A 25364-nucleotide genomic window follows, 5' to 3' on the forward strand; every position below is an offset into this window, starting at 1 on the left:
GCGTCGTCCCGGCCTGCGCCGGGATGACGCTGGGAAAGATTGCGCGTGCGACTCAATCCTGCGTTTCGCTGAAGGTGGCGCGGAAAGGGTGGCCTGGATAGACGCCGACGATGCGGAATTCGCGCGAGAAGAATTTCAATTCCTCGAGCGCAAAGGCGAGGCCGCGGTCGTCGGGGTGACCGTCGACATCGGCGTAGAATTGCGTGGCGAAGAAATTGCCGTCGACCATGTAGCTTTCGAGCTTGGTCATGTTGACGCCATTGGTGGCGAAGCCGCCCATCGCCTTGTAGAGCGCGGCGGGCAGGTTACGCACCCGGAACACAAAGCTGGTGACCAGCGGCCCCGAGCCCTGCGTGGCCCATTTGGCCTCGCGGGCCAGCACCACGAAGCGGGTGGTGTTGTGGGCCTCGTCCTCGATATCCTCGGCGAGAATGTCGAGGCCATATATGTCGGCGGCGAGGCGGGAGGCGATCGCGGCCACGCTCTTGTCGCCGCGTTCGGAGACATCGCGGGCGCTGCCGGCGGTATCGCCGGCGACGATCGGCTTGATGCCGAGCTTGCGGATCGTGCGCCGGCACTGGCCGAGCGCCTGGACGTGGCTCTCCACGCTCTTGATGTCGGCGAGCTTGACGCCCTTGATCGCCATCAATTGGTGGCGGATCGGCAAGAACCATTCGCCGACGATGAACAGGCCCGAGGCAGGCAGCAGGTGATGGATGTCGGCGACGCGGCCGGCGACCGAGTTCTCGATCGGGATCATGCCGAGATCGGCCTCACCCGAGGAGATCGCGGCCAGCGCGTCCTCGAAGGTCGGGCAGGGCATCGGCTCGGCGTCGGGATAGGCCTCGACGATCGCGATATGGGAATTGGCGCCAGGCTCGCCCTGGAACGCGATTTTCAGTTTCTTGGTCATGGGTGGCTTTTTAGAGCATGATCCGGAAAAGTGGAAACCGGTTTTCCGAAAAGATCATGCTCAACAAAGAGATGCGGCTCAGGCTTTGGAAAGTATTCTGCGGGCGGTTTCGAGGTCGGCCGGGGTGTCGACGCCGCGCGGGACGGTGTCGACGATGGTGACGTCGATGCGCATCCCGGCCTCCAGTGCGCGCAACTGTTCGAGCTTCTCCTGCTGCTCCAGCGGCGAGGGCGGCAGCGTGACGAATCGCTCCAGCGCGGCGCGGCGGTAGGCGTACAGACCGATATGATGATAGCGCGGTCCGTCGCCATGGGGGGCGGTGGCACGGGTGAAATACAGCGCGCGCAAGCGGTTGGCACCGATCGGGGAGCCGATCGCCTTGACGACGCTGGGGGCCTGATCCTCCTCCTCGGTATGGATCTGCGAGGCCAGGGTCGAGATATCGACGGCGGAGTCCGCCAGCGGCGGCATCACGCTGCGGATCGTGTCCGGGGTGATGGTCGGGAAATCACCCTGCAGATTGACCACGATTTCGGCGCTGCCGCCGGGGTCGAGGATCGTCATCGCCTCGTGAATTCGGTCCGAGCCGGAGGGATGGTCGGCGCGGGTCATCACGACCTCGCCGCCCGCGGCCTTCACCGCGGCCGCGATCTCGGCCGTGTCGGTGGCCACCGCAACCCGGCCGATCCCGGCCTCCTCGGCCCGCCGCAGCACATGGACGATCATCGGCGCGCCGGCGATATCGAGCAGCGGCTTGCCGGGCAGTCGGGTGGCGGCCATGCGGGCCGGAATCAGCACCAAGGTACGGGATTGCGTCATTCGTGTCGGGGCCCGTCCGGGCTGCGGAAATTGCCGGGGAGGCGGTTGAATTCGGCGCGTTTATACGGGTTGCCAGAGCGCGGGCAAACCGATATCTCAACCCTGCCTGGGGGAGGCACGAAAGGTCGATTCCCGGGTCTTTCCCGCGGCCGTATTCCCGGCCTGAAGTCGACATTCAAGGCCCGGAGCCTGACCGAAAATGGACTCCTTCGAACTCAACAAAATCCTCGGTGCGGTTCTCGGCACCTGCATCGTCGTCCTGGTGATGAGCTTTGCCGCCGGATCGGTGTTTTCCGCGAAGCTGCCGGAGAAGCCGGGATTTGAGATCGCGGTGAAGGAAGAGTCCCATGGCGCCGGCGGCGAGGCTGCTGCGGCGCCGGCCGAGCCGATCGAAAAGCTGTTGCAGACCGCCTCGGTCGAAAAGGGCGCCGCGGCCGCCAAGAAGTGCGCCGCCTGCCACACCTTCGAAAAGGGCGGCCCCAACCGTGTCGGTCCGAACCTCTACGGCATCGTCAACGAGGCCAGGGGTGAAGGCCGCGGCTTCAATTTCTCGGCCGCGATGAAGGGCAAGGGCGGCACCTGGACCTTCGACGACCTCAACAAGTTCCTGACCAATCCGAAGGGCTTCATCCCCGGCACCGCGATGGGCTTCGCCGGTGTTCCGAAGGACAGCGAACGCGCCGACATCATCGCCTACCTGAATTCGAACTCGGAGCACCCGGCTCCGATCCCAACTGCCTCGAAGTAACGATTTGCTTCGCGCCACCCCGCGAACGAAACGGCCAGGCAATGCCTGGCCGTTTTCGCATGGGGAATCCGCTGTCGCGGGTTTGTTATCGGGACGTTTCGCCGCAGCGGTATTGTTCCCGGGCAATTATCATGAGGAAAAAGCAACGTAATCTGTCGAACCGTTGCCTTATATTGGGTCCCATCTAGGCGGGGCTGCAAGCAGGAAGACCGAATTTGGCGATCACCCGACGACACCTCCTTCAAGGCAGCGCACTGGCGGCAATCGCGCCGGCGCTCGGACTGAACCCCAGCCTGTCGGCGATCACGCCGGCATTCGCCGACGATGCCCCGAACGGGCTGAAATGGCGGCACGGTCTCTCGACCTACGGCGAAATCAAATACCCCGCCGACTTCAAGCGCTACGACTACGTCAATCCGGATGCGCCCAAGGGCGGCGTGGTGCGGTTGTTCCAGCCCGGCACTTACGACAGCTTCAACCTCGTGGTTGCGGGCTTGAAGGGCACGGTTTCGGCTGCCGTCGCCCGCATCTACGATTCGCTGATGGAAGCCTCGCTCGACGAGCCGGACACGTATTACGGCGAACTCGCCGAAGGCGCGACCTTTCCAGATGACTTCTCCTACGTGACCTACCGGCTGCGGCCGGGGTCGCGTTGGCATGACGGCAAGCCGGTCACGCCCGAGGACGTGATCTTTTCGTTCGAGGCGTGGAAGGCCAATAGCCCGATGTTCAGCGGCTATTATCGGCACATCACCAAGGCCGAGAAGGTCGGCGATCGCGACATCAAGTTCACCTTCGACAGCCCGGGCAACCGCGAGCTGCCGATGATCACCGGTCAGCTCATCATCCTGCCCAAGCACTGGTGGGAGGGCTCCGACGCGCAGGGCAACAAGCGCGACGTCACCGCGAGCACGCTGGAGCCGCCGCTCGGCTCCGGTCCCTACAAGATCAAGGAATTCGTCGCCGGCCGATCCGTGGTGCTCGAGCGCGTCAAGGATTACTGGGGCAAGGATATCCCGATCGCGGTCGGGCAGAACAATTTCGACGAACTGCGCTACGAGTATTTCCGCGACGACACGGTTGCGCGCGAGGCACTGAAGGCCGACCAGTTCGACTGGTACCTGGAGCGCAGCGCGAAGGAATGGGCGTCGGCCTATGACGTGCCGCCGGTGCGCGAGAAGCGGTTGCTCAAGGAGCTCTTCACCGTCCGCAATCAGGGCCGGATGCAGGGCTGGGTGTTCAACCTGAGGCGCCCGAAATTCACCGATGTCAGGCTGCGCCGCGCCTTCAACTACGCGTTCGATTTCGAAGAGATGAATCGCGTGCTGTCGACCGGCGAGTACCATCGCGATTCCAGCTATTTCGACGGCATTCCTGATCTGATGGCGACCGGCCTGCCGGAAGGCAAGGAGCTCGAGATCCTGGAGACCGTGCGCGACAAGGTGCCGCCGGAAGTCTTCACGACGCCGTACAAGGATCCGGTCGGAGGCACGCCTGAAAACGTGCGCGCCAACCTGCGCGAGGCGACGCGGCTGTTGAAGGAAGCCGGCTTCGAGATCCGCGACCGCAAGCTGGTCGATTCCTCCGGCCAGCCGTTCACGGTCGAGATCCTCGGCATCAGCGGCGATTCCGGCATGGAGCGCATCGCGCTGTTCTACAAGCCGAGCCTGGAGCGTCTCGGCATCACCGTCAATCTGCGCGCCGTCGACACCGTGCAGTACCAGAATCGGGTGCGCGATTTCGATTTCGAGATGGTCACCCAGGTATGGCCGCAGTCGATCTCGCCCGGCAACGAGCAGCGTGACAATTTCAGCTCGCAGGCGGCCGATCGGCCAGGCTCGAACAATCTCCCCGGCATCAAGAATCCGGCGGTCGATGCCATCATCGAGCGCATCATCTTCGCCGGCAGCCGCGCCGATCAGATCGCCGCCGCCAAGGCGCTGGACCGGGTGTTGCTCTGGAACTTCTATTGCGTCCCACACTTCAACTACGACAAGCAACGCTACGTCTACTGGGATCGCTTCAGCCGTCCCGACCCGCTGCCGAAATACGGCGTCTCGGGATTCCCGAATCTCTGGTGGTACGACGCCGACAAGGCGGCCAAGCTCAAGCGTTCATAAGATCGAAGGATTCGCGCATGGCGCTATTCTCCCGTCGGCACGCACTCGGTCTCGGCATCGGTGCGTTGAGTGCTGCAGGATTGCGTGTCGCACCGGCGGCAGCCGACAACGGACCCGAAATGCACGGCATGTCGGTGTTCGGCGACCTGAAATACCCGGCGGATTTCCAGCAGTTCGACTACGTCAATGTGAAAGCGCCGAAGGGAGGCGCGTTCTCGTTCATCCCCTCGGTCCGCGGCAACAATCAGTCCTACTACACCTTCAACTCGCTGAACGCCTACATCCTGAAGGGCGAAGGTGCGCAGGGCATGGACATGACGTTCGCGACGCTGATGTCGCGCGCCAATGACGAGCCCGACGCGATGTACGGCCTTGCCGCGAAGTCGGTGCAGATCTCGCCGGACAAGCTGACCTATCGCTTCACCATGCGTCCCGAGGCGCGTTTCCACGATGGTTCGAAGCTGACCGCGCACGACGTCGTGTTCTCGCTCGCGACGCTGAAGGAAAAGGGGCACCCGCTGATCCAGGTGCAGCTGCGCGACTTCGTCAAGGCCGAGGCGCCCGATGATGCGACGGTGGTCGTGACCTTCGCGCCGGATCGTGCGCGCGACGTGCCGCTGTTCGTCGCGAGCCTGCCGATCTTCTCCAAGGCCTACTACGCGACGCGCGCGTTCGATGAATCGACGCTCGATACGCCGCTCGGCTCGGGGCCGTACAAGGTCGGCCGGTTCGAGGTCAACCGCTACGTCGAGTTCGACCGTGTCAAGGACTGGTGGGGCGCCGACCTTCCGGTCAGTCGCGGCAGCTACAATTTCGATACCGTGCGCTATGAGTTCTATCGCGACCGCGACGTGGCTTTCGAGGGCTTCACCTCGAAGAGCTATCTGTTCCGCGAGGAGTTCACCGCCCGGGTCTGGGCGACGCGCTACGATTTCCCCGCGGTGAAGGATGGCCGCGTCAAGCGCGAGACCCTGCCCGACGACACGCCGTCCGGCGCGCAGGGCTGGTTCATCAACATGCGCCGCGACAAGTTCAAGGAGCCGCGGGTGCGCGAGGCGTTGATCAACGCCTTCGACTTCGAATGGACCAACAAGACCATCATGTACGATGCCTATGCGCGAACGGTGTCGCCGTTCCAGAATTCGGACATGGTGGCGGAGGGGCCGCCGTCACGCGAAGAGCTCGTGCTGCTCGAGCCGTTTCGCGGCCAGGTCCCCGACGAGGTGTTCGGTCTGCCCTTCGTGCCGCCGATGTCGGATGGCTCCGGCCAGGATCGCGCGCTGTTGCGCAAGGCGGTGCAACTGCTCAGCGAGGCCGGCTATCCCATCAAGGATGGCAAGCGCGAGCTGCCGAACGGAGAGCCGTTCACCATCGAATTCCTGGTCGATGAGCCCTCGTTGCAGCCGCATCATGGCCCCTACATCAAGAATCTCGGAACGCTCGGCATCGACGCGACGTTCCGGCTGGTCGACGCGGTGCAGTACCGCGCCCGTGTCGAGGATTTCGATTTCGACATGACCATGCAGCGCTTCAGCTTCTCGGCGACGCCGGGCGACAGCATGCGGCCGTTCTTCTCCTCGCAGGCGGCGAAGACCAAGGGCTCCTACAATCTCGCGGGCATCGCCAATCCCGCGATCGACGCGCTGATCGAGAAGATCATCGGCGCCAACAGCCGCCAGGAGCTGACGATCGCCTGCCGCGCCTTCGACCGCGTCTTCCGGGCCGGCCGTTACTGGGTGCCGCAATGGTACCGCAACACGCATCCGATCGCCTATTGGGACCAGTTCGGTCATACCGAGAAGCTCGCCAAATATACCCAGGGCGTCGGTGCGCCCGACAATTGGTGGTATGATGCGGCCAAGGCCGCCAAGCTCGAACAGGCGAAGTAGCCGATGAGCGCCTATATCGCCCGACGCGTCCTGCTGATGCTGCCGACGTTGCTCGGCATCCTGTTCGTCTCCTTCGTGGTGGTGCAATTTGCGCCCGGCGGCCCGGTCGAGCGCGTCATCGCGCAGATCAACGGCGCCGACACCGGCGGCACCTCGCGGGTGTCGGGCGGCGGCGGCGATTTCGGTGCGCAGCGCGGCCAGGGCGCCGCAGCGTCCGGCGCCGTCAACTCCAAATACCGCGGCGCGCAGGGCCTCGATCCCGACTTCATCAAGAAGCTCGAAGTGCAGTTCGGCTTCGACAAGCCGGCGCCGGAGCGGTTCGCGCTGATGGTGTGGAATTTCGCGCGGTTCGATTTCGGCAATAGCTATTTCCGCAGCGTCAGCGTGTTGCAGCTGATCAAGGAGAAGCTGCCGGTCTCGATGTCGCTCGGCATCTGGATGACGCTGCTGACCTATCTGATCTCGATTCCACTCGGCATCCGCAAGGCGGTGAAGGACGGTTCGCGGTTCGACACCTGGACTTCGGCCGTGATCATCATCGGCTTCGCGATTCCGGGCTTCCTGTTCGCGATCCTCCTGATCGTGCTGTTCGCCGGCGGCTCGTTCCTCAACATCTTCCCGCTGCGCGGCCTGACCTCGGACGGCTGGTCGCAATTCCCCTGGTATTGGAAGATCATCGACTATTTCTGGCACCTGACGTTGCCGCTGGTGTCGATGGCGCTCGGCGCCTTCGCCACCATGACGCTGCTGACCAAGAACTCGTTCCTCGACGAGATCCGCAAGCAATATGTGATGACCGCGCGCGCCAAGGGTTGCAGCGAGCGCCAGGTGCTTTACGGCCACGTCTTCCGCAACGCCATGCTGATCGTGATCGCGGGCTTCCCGGGGGCGTTCATCCACGCATTCTTCTCGGGCTCGCTGCTGATCGAGACCATCTTCTCGCTCGATGGCCTCGGCCTGCTCGGCTTCGAAAGCGTGTTGAACCGCGATTATCCGGTGGTGTTCGGCACGCTGTTCATCTTCTCGCTGGTCGGATTGGTGGTCAACCTGCTGTCCGATCTCGCCTACATGTGGATCGATCCGCGGATCGACTTCGAGGCGCGGGAGGTCTGATGACGATGCTCGCGCCCCAGCCGGTCGAGACCACGACGCAATCGCCGCTCGGCGAGGCGGTGCCCGCGACGCGCCACGGCTTCTCGCCGTCGCCGCTGAACAAGCGGCGCTGGCAGAACTTCAAGGCGAACCGCCGCGGCTACTGGTCGTTCTGGATTTTCGTCGTGCTGTTCGTGGCGTCGCTGTTCGCCAATTTCATTGCCAACGACAAGCCGCTGGTCGTCAAATATGACGGCCATCTCTACTGGCCGGTGATTTTCACCTATGCCGAGACCACCTTCGGCGGCGACTTCGAGACCGCGGCCGACTATCGCGATCCCTACTTGCAGAAGCAGATCGCCGCCAAGGGCGGCAGCATGATCTGGCCGCCGATCCGCTACTCCTACGACAGCCGCAACCTCGACCCGCCGACCGCGGTGCCATCGAAGCCGACCTGGCTCCTGACCGAGGCGCAGTGCGCGGACGTGGTGAAGCGCAAGGGGCTGACCGGCTGCCGCGACCTCGAATACAATTGGCTCGGCACCGACGACCAGGGCCGCGACGTCGTCGCGCGGCTGATCTACGGCTTCCGCATTTCGGTGCTGTTCGGCCTGACGCTGACCATCCTGTCCTCGATCATCGGCATCGCCGCCGGCGGCGTGCAGGGCTATTTCGGCGGCTGGACCGATTTGATCTTCCAGCGGCTGATCGAGATCTGGACCGCGATCCCCTCGCTCTATCTGCTGCTGATCATCTCGGCGGTGCTGCCGCCGGGCTTCTTCATCCTGCTCGGCATCCTCCTGCTGTTCTCGTGGGTCTCGCTGGTCGGCCTGGTGCGCGCCGAATTCCTGCGCGGCCGCAACTTCGAATATATCCAGGCGGCGCGCGCGCTCGGCGTCTCCAACGGCACGATCATGTTCCGCCATCTGCTGCCGAACGCGATGGTCGCGACCATGACGTTCCTGCCCTTCATCGTCTCGTCCTCGGTGATGACGCTGACCGCGCTGGATTTCCTCGGCTTCGGCCTGCCGCCTGGCTCGCCCTCGCTCGGTGAATTGCTGTCGCAGGGCAAGGCCAACGTGCAGGCGCCGTGGCTCGGCCTCACCGGCTTCTTCTCGGTCGCGATCATGCTGTCGCTCCTGATCTTCATCGGCGAAGCGGCGCGCGACGCGTTCGATCCGCGCAAGACGTTCTCGAGGGGCTGACGCATGGACGCGACCAACCAGCCCCTGCTCGACGTCAGCGACCTCTCGGTCGCGTTCGGCCGTTCGCGCGCGGTCGACGGCATCTCGTTCTCGATCAAGCGCGGCGAGTGCGTCGCATTGGTCGGCGAATCCGGCTCGGGCAAATCCGTCAGCGCGCTGTCGGTCTTGAAGCTGTTGCCCTATCCGGCGGCATCGCACCCCACCGGCGCGATCCGCTTCCGCGGCCGTGACTTGCTGACCGCGTCCGACCAGGAGATGCGAGAGGTCCGGGGCAACGACATCTCGATCATCTTCCAGGAGCCGATGACCTCGCTCAATCCGCTCCAGACCATCGAGACCCAGATCGGCGAGATCCTGTCGCTGCATCGGGGCGTTAGTGGGGCGACGGCGCGGGCGCGGACATTGGAATTGCTCGGCCAGGTCGGCATCCCCGACCCGGAGACGCGGCTGAAGAGCTATCCGCATCAATTGTCCGGCGGCCAGCGCCAGCGCGTCATGATCGCGATGGCGCTCGCCAATGAGCCGGATCTGTTGATCGCCGACGAACCGACCACCGCGCTCGACGTCACCGTGCAGGCGCAGATCCTGGCCTTGCTCGCCGAGATCCGGGCACGGCTCGGCATGAGCCTCTTGTTCATCACCCATGACCTCGGCATCGTCCGCCGTATCGCCGACACGGTCTGCGTGATGAACGATGGCAAGATCGTCGAGCAGGGGCCGGTGGAGCAGGTCTTCACCGCGCCGAAGCATGCCTACACCAAGGCGCTGCTCGCCGCCGAGCCGAAGCCCGATCCGGCGCCGCCGCAGCCCGATGCGCCGGTGGTGATGTCGGCCGACAATCTCAAGGTCTGGTTTCCGATCAAGCGCGGGCTGCTGCGCTCGACGGTCGGCCACATCAAGGCGGTCGATGGCGTCAGCCTCGCGGTGCGCAAGGGCGAGACGCTCGGCGTGGTCGGCGAATCCGGCTCGGGCAAGACCACGCTCGGGCTGGCGCTGCTCAGGCTGATCTCGTCCGATGGCCCGATCGTGTTCCTCGGCAAGGATATCCAGGGACTGCGCTTCAAGCAGATGCGGCCGTTCCGCCGCGACATGCAGATCGTGTTCCAGGACCCGTTCGGCTCGCTCAGCCCGCGCATGTCGGTGGCCGATATCATCGCCGAGGGCCTCGAGGTGCACCAGCCGCAGCTGTCGCGCGAAGAGCGCGAGGCGCGGGTGATCAAGGCGTTGAAGGATGTCGGGCTCGATCCGGAATGGCGCTTCCGTTATCCGCATGAATTCTCAGGCGGCCAGCGCCAGCGCATCTCGATCGCGCGCGCGGTGGTGCTGGAGCCGAATTTCGTCGTGCTGGACGAGCCGACCTCGGCGCTCGACATGCTGTTCCAGGCGCAGATGGTCGATCTGCTCCGCGATCTGCAACGCAAGCGCGAACTCACCTACATGTTCATCTCGCACGATCTGCGCGTGGTGGCCTCGCTCGCGAGCCATCTGATCGTGATGAAATCCGGCAAGGTCGAGGAGGAGGGGCCGGCCTCCGAGCTGTTCAAGAATCCGAAGAGCGAATACACCCGCGCCCTGTTCGCCGCCGCGTTCCGGTTGGAGACGGACGGCGAGGGGGCGGTCGCGACGTGACCCATGCTCGTCATTCCGGGGCTCGCGAAGCGAGAGCCCGGAATCCATCAGGCCGCGGATTCTGACGATGAATGGATTCCGGGCTCGACGCTACGCGTCGCCCCGGAATGACAGTGCAAGCTAAAGCCGCTTGATTGCCAGCACGTCGCTGCCGGCGGCCTTGATCCGCGCAATCGCAGCCTGCGTGTTCTCCACCACGGTCGCCATGTGATGCGCATTGGCGTGCACGATCGTCGTCGCGTCGCGCATAATGGCGACGTGGCCCTTCCAGAAGATCAGGTCGCCGCGCTGCAAATGCCTGGATTCTGCGGTCGTCAATTCGCGGCCGAGCCCGTCCTGCTGCATGTCGCTGTCGCGCGGGCAGCCGGTGCCTGAGGCGGTCAGCGCGATCTGCACCAGACCGGAGCAATCGATCCCGAGACTGGACTTGCCGCCCCACAGATACGGTGTGCCGACGAATTGCTCGGCGACGCCGACGAAATCCGGCGCCATCGCATCGAGCGGCGCGAGATGCTGGCGCGGCAAATGCCAGCCTTCGCGGGTGACCGCGAACGCACCGTCCTCGCGGAGGATGGCGAGCTTCGTCCCCATCGGCAGTGCCTCGACCGGCGGCAACTTGATCGAGGCGCCCGGAAACGCCAGTGTTCGCAGCGCGGTCACCTTGTGGGTCGGCGCGGCGCCTGGCGCCGTCAGCGCGGCCTCGGGAATCCATCCGACATAGCCGTCATCGGCGAGCTGGCCCCAGGCCCAGCCTTCCCCGTTGCGATCGTACACCGTGACACGCTCGCCGCGCAGGGCTTGCGTCATCTGTTCGGCGTCGGCCGCCGGCGCGCGGCGCAGCGGGGCGATGGCGTCGCTGACCTCGAATACCTTGCCCTCGACGAAGCGTGCGGCTTTGACCTTGCCCTCGAGATACTTTGCCGCGATGTCGTCGCGGACCGGGGTCAACCTGGGATCATGCATAGCGCTGGCTCAGCAATTTGTAGATTGCGCGCGCGGCCTGGCACTCGCCGCCTTCGGGCCGGCCGGGCTTCGCCGACGGCGTCCAGCCATAGATGTCGACATGCAGCCAGCTCCGCGCGTGCTCGACAAAGCGCTGGAGGAACAGCGCGCAGGTGATCGAGCCCGCAAAACCGCCCGACGGCGCGTTGGTGATGTCGGCGGTCTTGGAGTCCAGCCAGGAATCATAGGCGGGCCACAGCGGCATCCGCCACAACGGATCGTTCTCGCGCCTTGCATGCGCGGCGACGTCGTCGGCGAGCGCGTCGTCATTGGTGTAGAACGGCGGCAGGTCCGGGCCCAGCGCCACCCGTGCCGCGCCGGTCAACGTGCCCAGATCGACCAGCAGATCGGGCTTCTCCTCGTCGGCCAGCGCCAGCGCGTCGGCCAGCACCAGCCGCCCCTCGGCGTCGGTGTTGCCGATCTCGACGGTGACACCCTTGCGCGATTTGAAGATGTCGAGCGGCCGGAACGCGTTGCCGGCAACCGCGTTCTCGACCGCGGGGATCAGCACGCGCAGCCGCACCTTCAGCTTCGCGTCCATCATCATCTGCGCCAGCGCCAGCACATTGGCGGCGCCGCCCATGTCCTTTTTCATGATCAGCATGCCGCTCGACGGCTTGAGGTCGAGCCCGCCGGTGTCGAAGCAGACCCCCTTGCCGACCAGCGTCACCTTCGGATGTGCCGGATCGCCCCAGCTCAGATCGATCAAACGCGGCGCCCGTGTCGAGGCCATGCCGACGGCGTGGATCAGCGGGAAATCTTCCGCGAGCTCGTCGCCGCTGACGCAATTGAAGGCGGCGCCGAACCGAGTTGCGAGATCGCGCGCGACCTCCGCGAGTTCGGCCGGACCCATGTCGTTGGACGGCGTGTTGATCAGATCACGGGCGAGCGCGGCCGCCTCGGCCATCCGGGTGATTTCGGCGGCGTCGACGCCATCGGGCGGCACCAGGCGAGTCTCAGGTGCCTTGTTCTTGCGATAGCGGCCAAAGCGATAGCAGCCGAGCGCGAAGGCGAGCGCGGCGAGCCTTGCGTCATGCGGCGCATTGGCAAAACGGTACACGCCCGGCGGCAGCAGGCCGGGCAGCGCCCCGGGCCGGAACGGATCGCGCGCCTTGTGGTCGGCGTCCTCGAGGCCGAACAGCACCTGCGCGATGCCGCCATCGGCCGCCGGCAGGGCGAGGGACTTGCCGGGCTTGGCCTCGAAGCCATTGGCCTCGGCGAACTGCCGTGCCGGCCCCGGCAGTGCGCCCCGGATCTCGTCCCAGGTCGCCTTGGTGACGAAGGTGATCGGCGTTGCGGCGGTCGTCGCGGCGGTCTCGAACACGGATGGCATGCGGCTCTCGGCTGTTCTGGCGTGGTTGTTGGTGACTAACACGCCTGTCGCGGTCGATGGTAGCGCGCCCGCGGCTCGTGCGCGTGCGGGGCCGGAACCGGACGCGGCGGCTGCGAGCTGGCCCAGTTAACCAGACGTTAGGGTTAACAGTCTATTGCTGGCACGCTCGGTTGGAACCATTCGCCCGATTTCGTGAGTCACAGTGCCATGCGTCGACAGTCCTATTTGACCCGGCATCTCGCTTCCGCAGCCTTCGTGGCAGTTCTGGCCGCAGGGCTGGGCGGATGCCAGACCATGTCCGACGTGACCGGATCGATCGCGTCCCGCTCCGATCCCACGCCCGATGATCCGCGCCGTGCCGCCGAGGTCTATGGCGAGCGCTATCGCAAGAATCCAAAGGACGTCGACGCGGCGATCGCCTACGGCCAGGCCTTGCGCGCGAGCGGGCAGCGCGCCCAGGCCTGCGCCATGCTGGAGCAGGCCACCATCACCAACCCGGGCAACAAGACACTGCTCGCCGCCTATGGCCGCGCGCTGGCCGACAACGGCAATTCGCAGGCCGCGTTCGACGTGCTCGGCCGCGCGCACAGCCCTGACAATCCGGACTGGCGCATCCTTTCGGTGCAGGGCACCACGCTCGACAAGATGAACCGGCATGAGGAGGCGCGGCGTTATTACGCCAGCGCGCTGCGGCTGGCCCCGGACGAGCCGTCGGTGCTGTCCAATCTCGGCCTGTCCTACATGCTCACCAAGGAATTGCCGAAAGCCGAGGAGACGCTGCGCAAGGCCTATGCCAGTGCCCGCGCCGACAGCCGGATCCGGCAGAACCTCGCACTCGTCGTCGGCCTGCAAGGCCGCTTCGCGGAGGCCGAAACCATCGTCAAGGCCGACCTGCCGGCGGATGAGGCCGCCGCCAATGTCGCCTATCTGCGCGACATGCTGAACCGCAAGGACGGACCACGCACCGCGTCGCGCGCTGCTCCCGGCGCGCCGGTCGTCGCCAAGGACGATTGAGCTCCCGGCTCCGCCGCGCTTCCAGTTTCACGCACCCAAAAGAAACGCCCGGCATTGCCGGGCGTTTTCGCGAGCCTAGAGTCCCGTTCCGATGGAATCGAAACGGGGATCTAGGTTCTTGTCTTGACGCGTTTTCTTCACGCGAACCGGTATCCACTTCGCTCGAAAACGCTCTAGTGGCGCGTCTCAATGCATCGTGGCGATCTTGATGTAGGACGGCCCGAGGATGACGATGAACAGGCAGGGCAGGAAGAACAGGATCATCGGCACGGTCAGCTTCGGCGGCAGTGCCGCGGCCTTCTTCTCGGCCTCGTTCATGCGCATGTCGCGGTTTTCCTGCGCCATCACCCGCAGGCTCTGCCCGAGCGGCGTGCCGTAGCGTTCGGATTGCTGCAAGGCCATGCACACCGACTTCACGCCTTCGAGCCCGGTGCGGCGCGCCAGGTTCTCGTAGGCCGATTTGCGGTCCTGTAGATAGGACAGTTCGGCGGTCGTCAGCGCGAATTCCTCCGACAGCGCGATCGATTGCCCGGCGATCTCGTTGGCGACCTTGCGGAAGGCGACCTCGACCGACATGCCCGACTCGATGCAGATCAGCAGCAGGTCGAGGGAGTCGGGGAAGGCGCGCTTGATCTGGAGCTGGCGCTTGGAGATCGCATTCTTCAGGAACAGCATCGGCGCCTGGAGGCCGGCATATGCCGCGCCGACGCAAATGCCGATCTTGAGCGTGAGCGACCAGGCCGCGCCCGCGATGAAGAACGTATAGATGATCGCGCCGAGCAGCATCACGATCGGCGTCACCGCACGGGCGAACAGGAAGGTCACATAGGGGGCGTGGCCGCGATAACCCGCCATCACGAGCTTCTCGAGCGCGGCCTCCTGGGCCACCCATTTCGTGAGGTTGAGATCGTCGACCACCCTGGAGACGACCTGCTTTGGCGTCTGCCGCAGCGCCACCTTCTCGGTCTTGGACAGACGTTCGCGCTCGCGCTGCCGCAGACGCTCGCGCTCGCTGGCGACCGCCTTCATGCGCTTGTTGAGATCGCCGCCGGCGAGCAGCGGCATCACCAGCGTGTAGACCGTCGCGCTTGCCGCGATGAAGGCAAGCAGCATGGTCATGAACCTGACGTCGTGGAGCTTGGCGATCAGAACATCAATCATGCTGCACCGTCAGAAATCGAAGTTGATCATCTGCTTCATCACAAAGACGCCGATCGACATCCAGACGGCGCAGGCGACCAGCATGAGTTGCCCCATCGAGTTGGTCCACAGCAGGGCGATGTAGTCCGGCGTCGTCAGGAACACCAGGATCATCACGATCGGCGGCAGCGAGCCGATGATGGCGGCGGAAGCCTTCGCTTCCATCGACATCGCCTGGATCTTCTCGGCCATCTTCTTGCGGTCGCGCAGCACGCGCGACAAATTGCCGAGCGCCTCCGACAGGTTGCCGCCGGACTTCTGCTGGATCGCGATCACGATGCCGAAGAAATTCGCCTCCGGCAGCGGCATGCGCTCGTAAAGCCGGGTACAGGCCTCGCCGAGCGGCATGCCGATCGCCTGGGTCTCGATGATCGCAAGGAATTCGCTGCGCAGCGGTTCCGGCGCGTCGTTGACGACGGCCTTGAGCGATTCGAACAGCGGCAGGCCGGCCTTGATGCCGCTTACGATGACGTCGACGGCGTCGGGCAGCGCTTTCAGAAAGGCCTTTTCCCGCCGCTTCTTCAGGAAGCCGAGCAGCCAGCGCGGCACGCCGAGGCCCATGGCAAAGCCGATGCCAGCCGCGCCGAACAGGCCGCCGCCAGCCAGGAACGCGGCGACGAACCCGAACAGGCCGAGGGCACCGGAGATCATCCAGAATTTCTGCTCGGACCACTCCAGGCCGGCCTGCGAGATGCGCAAGCCAAGTGGGACTTTCCGGTCCTTCTGCCGCCGCGCCTCGAGCTCCTTCAACGATCCCTCGACCTGCTCGCGTCGCGTACGTTGGGTGCGGTCGGCCGTGCGTATCGTGGTAGGCTCCGAGCGCGCCACCGATGCGCGGCGGGACTCGGCCTTCTTCTCCCCCGAGAGGTAGGGATACAGGAAGACCCAGGCGATGCCGCCCACGGTCGTGGCGGCGAGGAAGGCGAGGGCGAGGGTTTGCGTCTGCATCCTGCGTACCCCTAGGCCGGCGCGGGCGAGTCGGAGGCGTCGAGCGCCGCCGCAAGCCGCTTCTCTTCATTGTAGTAGCGCGCGCGCTCCCAGAACCGCGGCCGGCCGATGCCGGTGGAACGATGCTTGCCGATGATCTTGCCGTTGGCGTCTTCCCCGACAACGTCGTACAGGAAGATGTCCTGGGTGATGATGGTGTCGCCTTCCATGCCCATCACCTCGGTGATGTGGGTGATGCGGCGCGAACCGTCGCGCAGGCGCGCGGCCTGCACGATGATGTCGACCGAGGCGCAGATCATCTCGCGAATCGTGCGTGAGGGAAGCGAAAAGCCGCCCATCGTGATCATGGATTCGCAGCGCGACAGCGCTTCGCGCGGATTGTTGGCGTGCAGCGTGCCCATCGAGCCGTCGTGGCCGGTGTTCATCGCCTGCAACAGGTCGAACGCTTCGGGTCCGCGGACTTCGCCGACGATGATGCGCTCGGGACGCATGCGCAGGCAGTTGCGCACCAGTTCGCGCATCGTGACCTGGCCTTCGCCTTCGATGTTCGGTGGCCGGGTTTCCAGCCGCACCACGTGCGGCTGCTGCAGCTGAAGTTCCGCGGCGTCTTCGCAGGTGATGATGCGTTCGTCGTGCTCGATATAGTTGGTCAGGCAGTTCAGTAGCGTGGTCTTGCCCGAGCCGGTACCGCCGGAGATGATCACGTTGCAGCGGACACGGCCGATGATCTGCAAGATGGTCGCGCCTTCCGGCGTGATCGCGCCGAACTTGACGAGCTGCTCCAGCGTCAGCTTGTCCTTCTTGAATTTGCGGATGGTGAGCGCGGGCCCGTCGATCGCCAGCGGCGGCACGATGGCGTTGACGCGGGAGCCGTCGGCGAGGCGGGCGTCGCAGATCGGCGAGGATTCGTCGACACGCCGGCCGACCTGGCTGACGATGCGCTGGCAGATGTTGAGAAGCTGCTGGTTGTCGCGAAAGCGGATGCCGGTGCGCTGGATCTTGCCGGCGACTTCGATGAACACCGTGCCCGCGCCATTGACCATGATATCGGCGATGTCGTCGCGCGACAGCAGCGGCTCCAGCGGGCCGTAACCGAGCACGTCGTTGCAGATATCGTCGAGCAGCTCCTCCTGCTCGGCGATCGACATCACGATGTTCTTGATCGCGATGATCTCGTTGACGATGTCCCGGATTTCCTCGCGCGCCGACTCGCTGTCCAGCTTGGCGAGCTGGGCAAGGTCGATCGCCTCGATCAGGGCGCCGAAGATCGTCGCCTTGACCTGGTAGTAGTTGTCCGAGCGGCGGGCTTCCATGGCGGGAGCAGGCGGCGGCTTGCTCGGTGCCAGCGGCGGTGAGGAGATCGCCGGGGCGACGGACTCGCGCGCCATCGCCGACGGGCCGGCAGGCTCCGGCGTCTGAAACGCGGGCTTGGGTGCCCGCACGTCCCCATCGTTTCCGCTACGCTTACCAAACACGACGTCTTGACTCCATGCGGACCACTATTTGGACCGCAGCTTTTCGAGCAGGGGCGACAGGAAGGACCCCCTCGGCTTCTTGGTCTCGCCGCGGCCTGTCAGCCGCTGCGCCATTTGCAGGAACATCTCGACCGCGCGGTGATTGGCGGAGATTTCGGCGATCATCTGGCCGTTGTTGGCGGCCGAACCGAAGATCTGCGGATCGAACGGGATGGCGGCGATCGGCTGGCTCTCGATCGCCTTGGCGAATTCGCCCGCCGCGATCTCCGGGCGCTTCGGCACGCCGACCTGGTTCAGGCAGTAGAGCGGCGCACGGTCGTTCGGCCGCGACGCCTTCAACAGGTCGAACATGTTCTTGGCATTGCGCAGATTGGCAAGGTCGGGCGCCGCCACGATCAGGATGTCGTCGGCTGCGATCAACGCGCGCTTGGTCCAGCCGGACCATTGGTGCGGCACGTCGAGCACGATGCAGGGCATCGTGGTGCGCAGCGTATCGAAGATCGCATCGAAGGCTTCCGCGCCGAAATCGTAGACCTTGTCCAGCGTGGCCGGCGCCGCCAGCAGGCTCAGATGGTCGGTGCATTTCGACAGCAGGCGGTCGACGAAGGCGGTGTCGACGCGGTCCGGGGAGAACACGGCGTCGGCGATGCCTTGCGCCGGATCCTGGTTGTAGTTGAGGCCGGCCGTGCCGAATGCAAGGTCGAGATCGGCGACGACGGAATCGAGCGCCAGGTCGCGCGCGATCGCCCAGGCGACATTGTGGGCGATCGTCGAGGCGCCGACGCCGCCCTTCGCGCCGACGACGGCGACGACGCGGCCGACCGCCTTGGCTTCCGGCGCCGAGAACAGGTTGCAGACCGCGCGCACCACGTCGATCGCATGGGCCGGCGCGATCACGTAGTCGCTGACGCCGCGGCGCACCAGCTCGCGGTACAGCGTGACGTCGTTGATCCGGCCAATCACGACCACGCGGGTGCCGGCATCGCAAACGGTGGCGAGCTGGTCGAGGCCGGCCAGGATATCGCCGCGGCCCTCGGTTTCGAGGATGATGACGTTGGGCGTCGGTGCCGAACGATAGGCCTCGATCGCGGCGGTCATGCCGCCCATCTGGATCTTGAGGTGAGCCTTGGCCAGGCGGCGATCTTCGCCCGCCGACTGTACGGCGGCAGCGGTCTCGACCGTTTCGCAGAACGCCTGGACCGAAACCCGTGGCGCCGGAGCGATATGGTCGTCCACGGCCTGCGACGTGGCGTCCGTCTGCTCCTCGGAATTTTGCTGCGCGTAGGTGATCATTTTCCTGTGTCGCTTAGCTTGGCCTTGTCGGATTCGGGATACGTCGTGGCGGTGGGGGTGCCCTTGCGATATTTGTCGAAGGCGATATTGCGACGCGACGTGTAGGCAGGTGTCTCCGCGCGCGGCTGCACGAGGTCAGTCGGGTCCGCGACCATGGCGGCGAGGTTACGCTGGTTGGCGCAACCGAAATTATAGTACTGCTTGTTTTCGATGTAGGACCCGTTGTGGATCGACGGGCCGAGATCCTCCGGCCAGATGCCGCACGGTCCGGCGGTGGCCGTGATCTTCGGATAGTTGACCCGGATCGCCGGCAACTGGCGCGGGTCCTCGGGATGAACCTTGCGCACCAGGATGCCGCGCGGCGGCACGCCGGCGGCGGTGAAGGTGGCCTGGATCTCGCGCAGGGATTCCTGGGCGGCCCGTGCGTTCGGCGTGTCGTAGGGAACGTCGACGGTGACGGCGCCGGTGCCCTCGCGCATCCAATCTTGCGCCATCCCCATCACCTCGGCGCGCTGCTCGGCGGTCAGGCCGCCGCGGCTGCGGCCGACGAAGACCACGATCGAGCGGTCGGCCTCGGTGATCGCGATCGGATGACGCTGGCGATAATCGGCCGGCGCGTTCACCATCGCGAAGCTGTTGTCGGCGTCGTGCTGGCATGCACCAAGCGTCATGGCAAGACCGATCAGCGCTGCGGCGAGGGCGATGCTGCGCTTGTAATCGGCGGGGGTCCTGGATGTGGTCTGTGTCATCGTCCGCCTCAGTCGGTAATGAAGCCGTAGGTGCCGCGGTAATTCCGCGCCGGCTCGGTGCGGCCGGGCACGCCATAGACGCGATTGATGCTGCCCAGCAGATCGGCCTGCGGATCGGACGCGTTGGCGAAGCCGTCATCCGGACGCGAGAGGTCCTTCTGCGCCACCGCGCGAACGACATAGGGCGTCACCAGCACCATCATCTCGGTCTGGTTGTTGACGAAGTCGCGGCTGCGGAACAGCGTGCCGAGCACCGGCAGCGACCCAAGGCCGGGAAGGCCATTGATCGCCTGCTTGGTCTGGTCCTGGATCAGGCCGGCCATGGCCATCGAGCCGCCCGAGGGGATCTCCAGCGTGGTCTCGGCGCGGCGGGTCTTGATCGAGGGGATCGTCGTGCCACCCGCGCCGCCCGTCAGCGAGTTCTCGGTCGAGACTTCCGACACTTCCGTCATGACGCGCAGGCTGATCCGTCCTTCGGTCAGCACCACCGGCGTGAAGTTGAGCGAAATGCCGAACTTCTTGAAGCTGACCGTCTGGACGCACTGCCCGATCGCGCCGCCCGTCGTGGTCTGACAGGTCACGCCGGTCGGAATCGGAAACTCGCCGCCGGAGATGAAGGTGGCCGATTCGCCCGAGATCGCGGTCAGGTTCGGTTCGGCGAGCGTCCGCACCACGCCGGCGCTTTCCATCGCGCGGATCGTCGCCGACACCGACGGCGCCGAGCCGAACGAGGTGGTAAGGGCGTTAGTCGGGACCAGCGGCGCGTTGTTCGCCGTGAACGGGTTGGCGTTGGCGAACTTCACCACCGCCGTGCCGTAGTTGAGGTTTGCCGTGAGGTCGATGCCGAGCTGCTTGATCAGGCTGCGCGAGACTTCGGCGACGGTGACTTTCAGCATCACCTGGTCGCGGCCGCGAACCGCGATGGAGTTCACGACCTTGTCGGCGCTGCCGACCAGCCGGCCCGCGATCTCGCCGGCCTGCTGTGCCTCGATCGGGCTCGCCGCGCTGCCGGTGAGGAGCACGCCGTCGGCCACGCCCTCGATCTGGATATCGGCGTTCGGCAATGCCGCCCGCAGCGCCGCCCGCACGCCGTTGAGGTCGCGCTTGACGGCGATGTCGTAAGCCGCGATCTGCTGGCCGGCCGCATCGAAGAACACGATGTTGGTCTGGCCCACCGTGGCGCCGATGATGTAGGCGCGCTGCGCCGAGCGGACCACCGCGTTGGCGATCTTGGGATCGGCAACCAGCACATCCTTGATGTCCCTGGGCAGGTCGATCACGATCGACTTGCCGACGCCGAGTGCGAGGAAGCGGGCATTCATCTGGCCGCCATCAGCCGATGTGGCGGGGGCAGGCGCGGCGCGGTAGTCGCTCGCCATCACCGGTGCCAGCGCCGGGTTGAGCGTGAGCGCCGCGACGGCCGAGAACGACAATGCGCGGACCATGAAGGCCCGCATCGTCCGTTGAGTTGCCCCGCCCTTCATCACATCTGTCCTCATGGTCACTTCTGGGTCGTCGCCTGGTTGGCAACGCCAAAGCGGATGACGTTGATCGTCTCGCCGCGCTTCTGGCGGTTCTCGTCGGTCTTGACGTCGGTCGCGTTGTTGTCGGCAATGCTGCGCAGCGCGAGCGACAGGACGCCGCTCTGGCGCGCGCGCGCCAGCGTTTCGGTCTGCTCCGGCTTCAGCTCCAGCGTCACGGTCTTGCCGATCAACGCGTTGGTGCCGTCCTTCTCCTTCGGCGCCTGATCGATCGCGAGCACGCGGATGTTGGTCAGGATGACCTCGGAATTGACGATGTCCGCGCCGTTGCGATCGGGACTCTTGTCGCGCTTGGACAGCAGCACGTCGACCCGGTCATTCGGCAGGATGAAGCCGCCGGCGCCCGTCTCCGGCGAGATTTCGGTCGATACCGCCCGCATGCCGGTCGGCAGGATCGCGGCCATGAAGCCGCTGCCATCGGCCTTGACGAGCTTCTGCTCGCGAATCGGCTCGCCCTGGATGAACGGGGCGCGCGCGATCGAACCGGTGACGTCCTTGATGGCGTCGGCGTTGCTGTCCTTGCGCATGAAGCTCGCGCTGGCGGTTGCGGCCGGCCAGGTCTGCCATTGCAGATCGTCGGGCTTCACCGCCTGGCCGAGGCCGATATCGGTGCGTGCGACCAGGATGTCGACGGTGGGCAGCTGCGCGACGGGGGGAGGAGCCGCCGGCTTGTCTTCGCCTCCGCTCGCAAGATAGAGCGCTGCAAGGCCAGCGCTGCCTGCGATAGCCAGGACCAGAATGCGGGCCTTATCCATTACGCTTCACTTTCCACATGACGCCGCGACGCTGCCGCCGCCGTGATGGGAGTTGACCAGCTATTCGTCAAAGCATGGTTAATGAGGCGTATCTAAATCGCCTTAACGGCGGGTTACCGTTGCATTTTCAACGCAACGCGAAGTGCGCGAGATCGATCGTCTTGATCCAGTCCGTCTCCGGATAGATCAGCAGGGCGCCGAGGGCGAGCGCGATGCCGTAGGGAATTCCGGTCTGCTTGTCGTGCAGCCGGCTGAGCCAGGCCTGGGACGAGAGCGGGTAGGGCAGCGGCCATTGCCGGAGCTGCAACAGCAGCACGGTCAGCGCACCGCCGAACAACGACGCAAAGACCAGATAAGGGAGCAGATGCTCGAACCCGAACCAGAGGCTGGCGGCAGCAGCGACCTTGGCGTCTCCGCCGCCGACCCAGCCCATCGCGAACATGCCGAACGCCACCACGAGAACCAGCGCCCCTGCGCCGGCATGGGTGAGCATGTCATGGACATCCATCCCGGTCAGCGGTGCCAGGACGAAGAAGCCACCCACCAGCGCCAGCGAGATCCGGTTCGGGATCGTCATGGTCAACAGGTCGCTCGCCGCGGCAAAGGCCATCAGGGCCGGAAACAGCATCAAGCGCGCGATGTCGAGGATCATGGGTTCATGCCGTCAAGCTGGAGCTGCGGTCGCGACCCGACGCTAGCGGCCAATGATGAACAATCGGGAAAAAATCGCCGGCGCTTTCGACGGAGGCCGGCAACGGCCCCCGGAAATAGCAAAGGTCCCGGGGATGCCGGGACCTTTGATGCGAATCCACCGGATCCGGCTTACTTCAGCGAGCTCGAGATCGAGTTGAAGGTACCCGAGAGCTTCGTGCCGACGCCGTTGACTGCGGCGATGATCGCGATGGCGATGCCGGTCGCAATCAGGCCGTACTCGATGGCGGTCGCGCCCGATTCATCCTTCACGAAGCGCGAAACGAGGTTCTTCATAAAATGACTCCTGTGTACACGTGGCTGGTCGAACTTGATTTGGTCTCGCCGGCGTTCTCAGCACCGTGACCATTGCGGCACCGTACGGTTGGACGATTTCGGTGCAGTTAATTTGATCGCATAAACTCTGCGGGAACCCGCAGTTGTTGCGCACAGTAAATTTGGAATTAAACCGTCTGCTAAAAATTGCACAATGTTGCTTCGCCGGCAGTGGTGCAGCTGTTCACGGCTCCTTAAGCGCATATCTATACGCATGGGGCTTCCGTCAAGTGAGGCTGCCATGTCCACCCTTCCGATCGAAGTCATCGAGATGCTCGGCCAGACGATGATGAGGGTGGTGCCGATCACGATCGGATTGGCACTGTTCTTCACCGTGCTGGCCCACTTCTGGGCCTGCAATCCGGGCAAGCCGTGGTGGCAGAAGCGCGAGCTCGTCACCGACATCTGCTACTGGTTCTTCGTGCCGGTGTTCGCCCGCGTGCTGCGCATCGGGCTCCTGGTGATCGGCGCTGCCGCGGTGTTCAACGTGCACAGTGCCGACGAGTTGATCTCGTTCTACGAGAATGGCCATGGCCCGCTGTCGCAACTGCCGCTCTGGCTGCAATCGATCATCTTCCTGGTCGCTTCCGACTTCATGCTGTACTGGCTGCACCGGATGTTTCACGGCGGCGGGTTCTGGAAGTACCACGCCATCCATCATTCCTCCGAGGACCTCGAATGGATCTCGGCGGCGCGCTTCCACCCCGTCAATCTCTTGATCGGCACGATCTCGGTCGACGTGATCCTGCTGATGGCCGGCATCTCGCCGAACATCATGCTGTGGGTTGGTCCGTTCACCACATTCCACTCGGCATTCGTGCACGCCAATCTGAACTGGACGCTTGGGCCGTTCAGATATGTGATCGCTACGCCGGTGTTTCATCGCTGGCACCACACCGCGCTCGAGGAAGGCGGCGACACCAATTTCGCGGGTACGTTTCCGCTCTGGGATATCCTGTTCGGGACATTCCGCATGCCCGAAGGCAAGCTTCCCGAGGATTACGGCGTCGACGCCGAACAGGGCGTGCCGGCCGAGATCGGCGGACAGCTGGCCTACCCGTTCCGTCAGTGACGTCGTAGACCGGCCAGTGTCCGCATGAGTGCCGAGACCGCAACCATTCCGCAGGCCAAGGCCTCGGCGATCGCCGAGGTGCCGGCCTGGTTCTGGATGGCGTGCGGCGTCTATGCGCTGCTGCTCGCCGTAGGCTCCAGGCTGCTCGCGGACTCCGACACATACTGGCAGATTGCCGTCGGCCGCTGGATCCTCGACCACCGCGCGCTGCCGTCGGTCGATATCTATTCCTTCACCAAGGCGGGTGCGCCGTGGGTGTCGTCATCCTGGTTGGCGCAGGTCCTGTTCGCCAAGGCCTATGACCTTGCCGGGTGGACCGGGCCGGCGGCGCTGGCGGCGGCCTGCAGCGCCGCCACCTTTGCGCTGCTCACCGCCATCCTCTGCCGGGTGCTGCCGGCGATCCAAGCCAGCCTGATCGCTCTCGCGGCGCTGGTGCTGACATGCGGGCACCTGCTGGCTCGTCCGCATGTACTGGTGCTGCCCATCATGATGGTCTGGGCCAACGGCCTGATGGTCGCCAGCGAGCGGCGCGAGGCGCCCTCGTTCTGGCTGCTGCCGCTGATCGCGCTGTGGGCCAATTTGCATGGCGGGTTTCTGTTCGGCCTGGTGCTGGTGGGCGCGTTCGCCCTCGATGCGATGTGGAATGCCTTGCCGGCGCAGAGATTGTCGCTGGCACTGCGCTGGGCGGCGTTCGGGATCGGCGCGCTGGCGGCTTGCTGCGTGACGCCATATGGATGGGGTTCGATCCTTGCGTCACTGAAGATCCTCAGCCTCGGGGAGCTGTTGCATCTGATTGCGGAATGGATGCCGGCGAATTTCAGTCACATCGACGCGTTCGAGCTCTCCATCCTCGGCTTGATCGGCGCGGCGCTCTATTGCGGGGTCAAGCTGCCGCTGCCGCGGATCGCTTTGGTGCTGGGCCTGCTGCACATGGCGCTGTCCCATGTCAGGAATCTCGAGCTGTTCGCTCTCCTGCTGCCGCTGGCCGTGCTCACGCCGGTGGCCACCCAATTCGGCCTGCGTGCCGCCAATTTCGGCCGACTGAAGGCCGTGCCGGCCGCGCTGCTCGGCGCCGGACTCTGCGCTGCGACCTGGTTCATCGCGGCGCGTCAGGACCTCGCGCCGCCGCCGATCCATTCGCCCGCTGCCGCGGTTGATGCGCTGAAGGCGCACGACGCGCAGCGCGTGCTCAACGATCTGCAGTTCGGCGGCTATCTGATCTGGCGTCAGGTGCCGGTGTTCGTCGACGGGCGCGCCGAGCTCTACGGCGAGACATTCGAGATGGCCTATTACCGTGCGCTCCAACTCAAGGACGTCGACGGCTTCCTCGACCTGCTCAAGCGCTACGACATCGATGCCGTGATGCTCGACCCGACGACCCCCGCCTCGAAATTCCTCGATCATATCGATGGATGGCGACGCCTCTACGCCGACGATCGCGTGGTGGTCCACGTACGCGGCTCCGGCGAGCCGGCCGCGGCGCGTCCCGCCGGGTAGGCGTTCCGGCGCGAGAGGCGGCGGCATCTCCGGAAGTCCGCGAC

The 25364-nt window shown here is 65.1% G+C and carries 22 protein-coding genes; 9 read left to right on the forward strand and 13 right to left on the reverse strand.

Annotated elements, in window-relative coordinates:
• Positions 1–52 precede the first annotated feature (52 nt).
• Positions 53–913 carry a prephenate dehydratase gene (locus B2W55_RS23935; RefSeq protein ID WP_024581840.1) on the reverse strand — a complete coding sequence of 287 codons (861 nt, stop codon included), beginning with the start codon at positions 911–913 and terminating at the stop codon, positions 53–55.
• Between the two features lie 78 nt (positions 914–991).
• A complete protein-coding gene (locus tag B2W55_RS23940) occupies positions 992–1732 on the reverse strand; it encodes a 3-deoxy-manno-octulosonate cytidylyltransferase (protein ID WP_024581841.1) in 741 nt (246 codons plus the stop codon).
• Between the two features lie 199 nt (positions 1733–1931).
• Here B2W55_RS23940 and B2W55_RS23945 point away from each other — a divergent pair, with 199 nt between their 5' ends.
• The 6 genes from B2W55_RS23945 (at position 1932) to B2W55_RS23970 (ending at position 10415) form a co-directional block, all read left to right on the forward strand.
• Complete coding sequence (locus tag B2W55_RS23945; protein WP_024581842.1) at positions 1932–2480, forward strand: c-type cytochrome; 549 nt, start codon at positions 1932–1934, stop codon at positions 2478–2480.
• Positions 2481–2695: 215 nt separating this feature from the next.
• A complete protein-coding gene (locus tag B2W55_RS23950) occupies positions 2696–4600 on the forward strand; it encodes an extracellular solute-binding protein (RefSeq protein ID WP_024581843.1) in 1905 nt (634 codons plus the stop codon).
• Between the two features lie 17 nt (positions 4601–4617).
• Positions 4618–6489 carry an extracellular solute-binding protein gene (locus tag B2W55_RS23955; RefSeq protein WP_024581844.1) on the forward strand — a complete coding sequence of 624 codons (1872 nt, stop codon included), beginning with the start codon at positions 4618–4620 and terminating at the stop codon, positions 6487–6489.
• Positions 6490–6492: 3 nt separating this feature from the next.
• On the forward strand, positions 6493–7602 hold the full coding sequence (locus B2W55_RS23960; protein WP_024581845.1) for a microcin C ABC transporter permease YejB: 1110 nt from the start codon (positions 6493–6495) through the stop codon (positions 7600–7602).
• Complete coding sequence (locus tag B2W55_RS23965; protein WP_024581846.1) at positions 7602–8786, forward strand: ABC transporter permease; 1185 nt, start codon at positions 7602–7604, stop codon at positions 8784–8786. The genes B2W55_RS23960 and B2W55_RS23965 overlap by 1 nt, the downstream gene beginning before the upstream one ends.
• A gap of 3 nt (positions 8787–8789) precedes the next feature.
• The gene (locus B2W55_RS23970) at positions 8790–10415 is read left to right on the forward strand and encodes an ABC transporter ATP-binding protein (RefSeq protein ID WP_024581847.1); all 1626 of its coding nucleotides are present in this window, start codon (positions 8790–8792) and stop codon (positions 10413–10415) included.
• 120 nt (positions 10416–10535) lie between these two features.
• Here B2W55_RS23970 and B2W55_RS23975 read toward each other — a convergent pair whose 3' ends face one another.
• A complete protein-coding gene (locus B2W55_RS23975) occupies positions 10536–11378 on the reverse strand; it encodes a C40 family peptidase (protein WP_024581848.1) in 843 nt (280 codons plus the stop codon).
• Entirely contained in the window at positions 11371–12750 is a 1380-nt protein-coding gene (locus B2W55_RS23980; RefSeq protein ID WP_024581849.1) for a leucyl aminopeptidase family protein, read from the reverse strand. The genes B2W55_RS23975 and B2W55_RS23980 overlap by 8 nt, the downstream gene beginning before the upstream one ends.
• Before the next feature lie 207 nt (positions 12751–12957).
• Between B2W55_RS23980 and B2W55_RS23985 the strand changes: the two genes are divergently transcribed.
• The gene (locus B2W55_RS23985; RefSeq protein WP_024581850.1) at positions 12958–13764 is read left to right on the forward strand and encodes a tetratricopeptide repeat protein; all 807 of its coding nucleotides are present in this window, start codon (positions 12958–12960) and stop codon (positions 13762–13764) included.
• A gap of 186 nt (positions 13765–13950) precedes the next feature.
• Here B2W55_RS23985 and B2W55_RS23990 read toward each other — a convergent pair whose 3' ends face one another.
• The 9 genes from B2W55_RS23990 to B2W55_RS24030 form a co-directional block, all read right to left on the reverse strand.
• A complete protein-coding gene (locus tag B2W55_RS23990) occupies positions 13951–14925 on the reverse strand; it encodes a type II secretion system F family protein (protein WP_024581851.1) in 975 nt (324 codons plus the stop codon).
• A 9-nt stretch (positions 14926–14934) separates the two neighbouring features.
• Complete coding sequence (locus tag B2W55_RS23995) at positions 14935–15912, reverse strand: type II secretion system F family protein (protein WP_291532292.1); 978 nt, start codon at positions 15910–15912, stop codon at positions 14935–14937.
• Positions 15913–15923: 11 nt separating this feature from the next.
• The gene (locus B2W55_RS24000; protein ID WP_024581853.1) at positions 15924–17387 is read right to left on the reverse strand and encodes a CpaF family protein; all 1464 of its coding nucleotides are present in this window, start codon (positions 17385–17387) and stop codon (positions 15924–15926) included.
• 24 nt (positions 17388–17411) lie between these two features.
• Positions 17412–18680 (reverse strand): AAA family ATPase, encoded by a 1269-nt coding sequence (locus B2W55_RS24005; RefSeq protein ID WP_024581854.1) that lies wholly within the window; start codon positions 18678–18680, stop codon positions 17412–17414.
• The gene (locus tag B2W55_RS24010) at positions 18677–19429 is read right to left on the reverse strand and encodes a CpaD family pilus assembly protein (protein WP_024581855.1); all 753 of its coding nucleotides are present in this window, start codon (positions 19427–19429) and stop codon (positions 18677–18679) included. The genes B2W55_RS24005 and B2W55_RS24010 overlap by 4 nt, the downstream gene beginning before the upstream one ends.
• Before the next feature lie 8 nt (positions 19430–19437).
• Positions 19438–20928: a type II and III secretion system protein family protein gene (locus B2W55_RS24015; protein ID WP_024581856.1), complete on the reverse strand. Its 1491-nt coding sequence runs from the start codon at positions 20926–20928 to the stop codon at positions 19438–19440.
• A gap of 2 nt (positions 20929–20930) precedes the next feature.
• Complete coding sequence (gene cpaB / locus B2W55_RS24020; RefSeq protein ID WP_024581857.1) at positions 20931–21725, reverse strand: Flp pilus assembly protein CpaB; 795 nt, start codon at positions 21723–21725, stop codon at positions 20931–20933.
• A 127-nt stretch (positions 21726–21852) separates the two neighbouring features.
• The gene (locus B2W55_RS24025; protein WP_024581858.1) at positions 21853–22377 is read right to left on the reverse strand and encodes an A24 family peptidase; all 525 of its coding nucleotides are present in this window, start codon (positions 22375–22377) and stop codon (positions 21853–21855) included.
• A gap of 170 nt (positions 22378–22547) precedes the next feature.
• Positions 22548–22712 (reverse strand): Flp family type IVb pilin, encoded by a 165-nt coding sequence (locus tag B2W55_RS24030; protein ID WP_024581859.1) that lies wholly within the window; start codon positions 22710–22712, stop codon positions 22548–22550.
• A 280-nt stretch (positions 22713–22992) separates the two neighbouring features.
• On the opposite strand from B2W55_RS24030, the gene B2W55_RS24035 reads away from it, so the two are divergent.
• Both B2W55_RS24035 and B2W55_RS24040 read left to right on the forward strand, forming a co-directional pair.
• A complete protein-coding gene (locus tag B2W55_RS24035; RefSeq protein WP_024581860.1) occupies positions 22993–23823 on the forward strand; it encodes a sterol desaturase family protein in 831 nt (276 codons plus the stop codon).
• A 24-nt stretch (positions 23824–23847) separates the two neighbouring features.
• Positions 23848–25320 carry a hypothetical protein gene (locus tag B2W55_RS24040; RefSeq protein ID WP_024581861.1) on the forward strand — a complete coding sequence of 491 codons (1473 nt, stop codon included), beginning with the start codon at positions 23848–23850 and terminating at the stop codon, positions 25318–25320.
• The last annotated feature ends 44 nt before the right edge of the window (positions 25321–25364 follow it).

The sequence above is a fragment of the Bradyrhizobium sp. UBA2491 genome, assembly GCF_002341725.1.
Taxonomy (GTDB): Bacteria; Pseudomonadota; Alphaproteobacteria; order Rhizobiales; family Xanthobacteraceae; genus Bradyrhizobium.

What these genes read in the sequence shown, in the direction of transcription:
- B2W55_RS23935 (WP_024581840.1), bottom strand. Translation starts at nt 913, where the DNA reads ATGACCAAGAAACTGAAAATCGCGTTCCAGGGCGAGCCTGGCGCCAAT.
- B2W55_RS23940 (WP_024581841.1), bottom strand. Translation starts at nt 1,732, where the DNA reads ATGACGCAATCCCGTACCTTGGTGCTGATTCCGGCCCGCATGGCCGCC.
- B2W55_RS23945 (WP_024581842.1), top strand. Translation starts at nt 1,932, where the DNA reads ATGGACTCCTTCGAACTCAACAAAATCCTCGGTGCGGTTCTCGGCACC.
- B2W55_RS23955 (WP_024581844.1), top strand. Translation starts at nt 4,618, where the DNA reads ATGGCGCTATTCTCCCGTCGGCACGCACTCGGTCTCGGCATCGGTGCG.
- B2W55_RS23960 (WP_024581845.1), top strand. Translation starts at nt 6,493, where the DNA reads ATGAGCGCCTATATCGCCCGACGCGTCCTGCTGATGCTGCCGACGTTG.
- B2W55_RS23965 (WP_024581846.1), top strand. Translation starts at nt 7,602, where the DNA reads ATGACGATGCTCGCGCCCCAGCCGGTCGAGACCACGACGCAATCGCCG.
- B2W55_RS23970 (WP_024581847.1), top strand. Translation starts at nt 8,790, where the DNA reads ATGGACGCGACCAACCAGCCCCTGCTCGACGTCAGCGACCTCTCGGTC.
- B2W55_RS23975 (WP_024581848.1), bottom strand. Translation starts at nt 11,378, where the DNA reads ATGCATGATCCCAGGTTGACCCCGGTCCGCGACGACATCGCGGCAAAG.
- B2W55_RS23980 (WP_024581849.1), bottom strand. Translation starts at nt 12,750, where the DNA reads ATGCCATCCGTGTTCGAGACCGCCGCGACGACCGCCGCAACGCCGATC.
- B2W55_RS23985 (WP_024581850.1), top strand. Translation starts at nt 12,958, where the DNA reads ATGCGTCGACAGTCCTATTTGACCCGGCATCTCGCTTCCGCAGCCTTC.
- B2W55_RS23990 (WP_024581851.1), bottom strand. Translation starts at nt 14,925, where the DNA reads ATGATTGATGTTCTGATCGCCAAGCTCCACGACGTCAGGTTCATGACC.
- B2W55_RS23995 (WP_291532292.1), bottom strand. Translation starts at nt 15,912, where the DNA reads ATGCAGACGCAAACCCTCGCCCTCGCCTTCCTCGCCGCCACGACCGTG.
- B2W55_RS24005 (WP_024581854.1), bottom strand. Translation starts at nt 18,680, where the DNA reads ATGATCACCTACGCGCAGCAAAATTCCGAGGAGCAGACGGACGCCACG.
- B2W55_RS24010 (WP_024581855.1), bottom strand. Translation starts at nt 19,429, where the DNA reads ATGACACAGACCACATCCAGGACCCCCGCCGATTACAAGCGCAGCATC.
- B2W55_RS24015 (WP_024581856.1), bottom strand. Translation starts at nt 20,928, where the DNA reads ATGAGGACAGATGTGATGAAGGGCGGGGCAACTCAACGGACGATGCGG.
- cpaB (WP_024581857.1), bottom strand. Translation starts at nt 21,725, where the DNA reads ATGGATAAGGCCCGCATTCTGGTCCTGGCTATCGCAGGCAGCGCTGGC.
- B2W55_RS24025 (WP_024581858.1), bottom strand. Translation starts at nt 22,377, where the DNA reads ATGATCCTCGACATCGCGCGCTTGATGCTGTTTCCGGCCCTGATGGCC.
- B2W55_RS24030 (WP_024581859.1), bottom strand. Translation starts at nt 22,712, where the DNA reads ATGAAGAACCTCGTTTCGCGCTTCGTGAAGGATGAATCGGGCGCGACC.
- B2W55_RS24035 (WP_024581860.1), top strand. Translation starts at nt 22,993, where the DNA reads ATGTCCACCCTTCCGATCGAAGTCATCGAGATGCTCGGCCAGACGATG.
- B2W55_RS24040 (WP_024581861.1), top strand. Translation starts at nt 23,848, where the DNA reads ATGAGTGCCGAGACCGCAACCATTCCGCAGGCCAAGGCCTCGGCGATC.